Here is a 3,211-nt window from a genome sequence, read left to right on the forward strand (position 1 = left end):
AGATTACTTTACAAATATTTAATTGAATTTTTTATATTTTGAGATAAAATTATAAAATTTATTAAACTTATTTTTTTAATTTTTATTAAAAATATAAAAATTATAATAAACAAATCTTATTATAATTAAATTATTATTTTTAATAAGAATTAAGAGATTTACTAAATTTATAAATGTTTAGTTTAGAAAAATTATTAATAATTTATATAAATTTATAAAGTTTATAGACTTTATTTGTTTAAATCTCATTTGATAAATAATAAATTAAGAGGATAATATGTTTTTAACTCCAGAAGAAGAAAAGATGTCTAATGGTGAATATGGAGAGACTATTAGAAAAAGTATGGATATTTTAATAGCTTTAGGGGATATTTATGGTGCTGAAAAATTTGTAGACATTAGCTCTGCACAAGTTTCAGGTGTATCTTATAAAACTATTGGTCAAGCAGGTTTAGAATATTTAGAAGATTTAGCTTTAGATACTAAAGCTAAAGCAAGTATACCATCAACTTTAAATCCTGCAGGTGTTGACTTAGATAATTGGAAAGAATTAGGTTTTTCAGAATTTTTTGCAGATAAACAAAATAAAATTGTAGATGCATATGGTAAACTTGGTATTAATACAACTTGTACTTGCACTCCTTATTTAATTGGAAATGTTCCAAGATTTGGAGATCATATTTCATGGAGTGAATCTTCTGCAGTTGCATATGTTAACTCTGTAATTGGTGCAAGAACTAATCGTGAAGGTGGACCTGGTGCTCTTGCAGCAGCAATATGTGGTAAAACACCATTATATGGTTTTCATTTAGATGAAAATAGAAAAGTTACTTTGAAAGTTGATGTTGATACTGAATTAAAAGGTGCTGATTTTGGTGCTTTAGGTTATGCAGTTGGTCAAATAGTAAAAGATGGTGTTCCATACTTTAAGTTAAGTGATAATCAAAAAGTTACTAATGATGATCTTAAGACTTTAGGTGCAGCACTTGCTTCATCTGGTGCAGTAGCATTATATCAAGTTGAAGGAGTTACTCCAGAATATAAAAATGTAGGTGTTGAAGAAGTTAATGATTCAATTAATATTAGTAGTTCTGATATTAAAGATACTAGATCTAAATTATCTACAAGTGATAAAGATGCAGATCTTGTATGTTTAGGTTGTCCTCATGCTTCTCTTAGGGAAATTGAAAATCTTGCAGATATTGTTAATGGTAAAAAAATTAAAAATGAATTATGGATTTGTACTTCAATTAATATTAAAGCATCTGCAGATAGAATGGGTTATACAAAAATTATTGAAAATGCTGGTGGACATATAGTATGTGATACTTGTATGGTAGTTGCTCCAATTGAAGACTTAGGATATAAAGTAATTGGTGTAAATTCTGCAAAGGCAGCTAACTATGTACCATCTATGGGAGGCATAGATGTAAAATATGACGATGTTGAAAATTTATTAATTTTTGAATAGTATTTTTATTTTTTTAAATAGACTTTATATGTTCATCTTAAATTTATTTTTTAAATAGACTTAAAATACATATTTTAAATTTATTTATTAAATAAACTTTATAAGAATATATATTTTTTAAATAAACTTTATAGTTTATTAGAGTTTTTAACTTATAATTATTATTTATCAATTGTATTAGGAAGTAAATATTATGAATTATAAAATTATTGGAGCTGGAAATGCAGGAAGACCTGTTGCAAGATTATTAAATCATTTAGGTAATCATGTTGAAATTACTGATCCTAAAAAATTAGATGATTTTCATCCAGATTTTAAAAAAAGACTTTTAGAAATGGAAAGTGAAGGAGTAATATTAGATTTAGGAAATCCAAAACCAGAGTTTAATGATATTGATTATGTATATATGGCTCCAACTTTACCAAAAACATCTTATGCCTATAAAAAAGTTCAAGAATTAAATTTTAAAGTTTTAACAAATGAAATGGTTAGTGAATTCATTAATGATTCAATTACTTTAGATATTATAGGTATTACTGGAACTATGGGTAAAACAACAACAACTTATATTACTACTACTATCTTTGAAGCTGCAGGATATAATGTATGGTCATGTTCATCACTTAATCAAAATCTTGTAAGTGAAGTAATAGTTGATGGTATTGTTAATGGTAAAAATGATGAATGTGATATATGTGTATTTGAAATTCCTCATGGAACTGCAGGACTTTTCCCAAATATTAATATAAAAGTTGGAATATTCTTAAATATTCATGAAGATCATTTATCTGAGTTTGGAGGATCTATGGATAAATATATCAATAGAAAACTTTTCATAGCTCGTGATAGTGAAACATTAATTGCAAGTAATCATTTAAAAGAACTTCTTGAAGAACGTACTAATAGAGATGATGTATTGTATTATGGATGGGAAAACCCTGAATGGGATACAAGTTTCTGTAATTTTATAGGTATTGGTTCTAAAGGTTCTATTGAAATTAAATATGATGTTGATAAATTAAAAACAGGTGTTGGTCCAATTAATGGAAGTTTCACCTCACCTTTCCATATGAAAAGTTATTTCTATGAAAATGCAACTGCTGCTGCTGCAGCAGCTTTAACTTATGGTTTAAGTGAAAAATCTATTATTAAAGCTTTAAGTAAATTTAAAGGTCTTGAAGTTCATATGGAAAATATTGGTAAATATAATGGTCGTGAAGTAATTCTTGATTCTGCATTTTTATATGAAGGTATGAGACTTACTATGGAATACTTTAAAGATGATAATGTTGTTCTTTTATTAGATAACTTTGATACTACAACTAAAAGAGATAAACAAGAAGTAGGTAGACTTTGTGGTAAATATGTTAATGTAATAGTTGCAACTGGATTTAATGAAGTTGATCAAAAAGTAGAAATGTCTGCTGCAGAAGCAATTATTGAAGGTTCTAAAAATACTAAAGCTAAAGGTGTAGTTGCAGATACTATGGAAAATGGTTCTAAACTTTGTATTAAATATTCAAAACCAGGAGATATTATTCTTCATATTGGGCCTGTTATTATGCATGATAGAGAAAGAAGTGTATCTAGTATTAAAAGAGGTCTTAAAGAAGGTTGTTTAGAATATGAAGGTAAATTTGATTATGAAGAATAATTAAATTTATTTCTTTTTTCTTGTTTTTTTGTGGGTTTGTTGTTTTTTTATTTCTTTTTTCTTGTTTTTTTGTGGGTTTGTTGTTT

Annotated in this window: 2 protein-coding genes; both read left to right on the forward strand. The window is 26.3% G+C overall.

The annotated features are described in order from the left end of the window. Positions 1-277 precede the first annotated feature (277 nt). Positions 278-1,471 (forward strand): aconitase X catalytic domain-containing protein, encoded by a 1,194-nt coding sequence (locus tag BGI41_RS07370; protein ID WP_088540031.1) that lies wholly within the window; start codon positions 278-280, stop codon positions 1,469-1,471. A 193-nt stretch (positions 1,472-1,664) separates the two neighbouring features. Then, positions 1,665-3,125, forward strand: a complete 1,461-nt coding sequence (locus BGI41_RS07375) for a Mur ligase family protein (protein ID WP_088540034.1) — start codon at positions 1,665-1,667, stop codon at positions 3,123-3,125. Positions 3,126-3,211 lie beyond the last annotated feature (86 nt).

This window comes from Methanobrevibacter sp. 87.7, assembly GCF_002208625.1.
Classification (GTDB): domain Archaea; phylum Methanobacteriota; class Methanobacteria; order Methanobacteriales; family Methanobacteriaceae; genus Methanarmilla.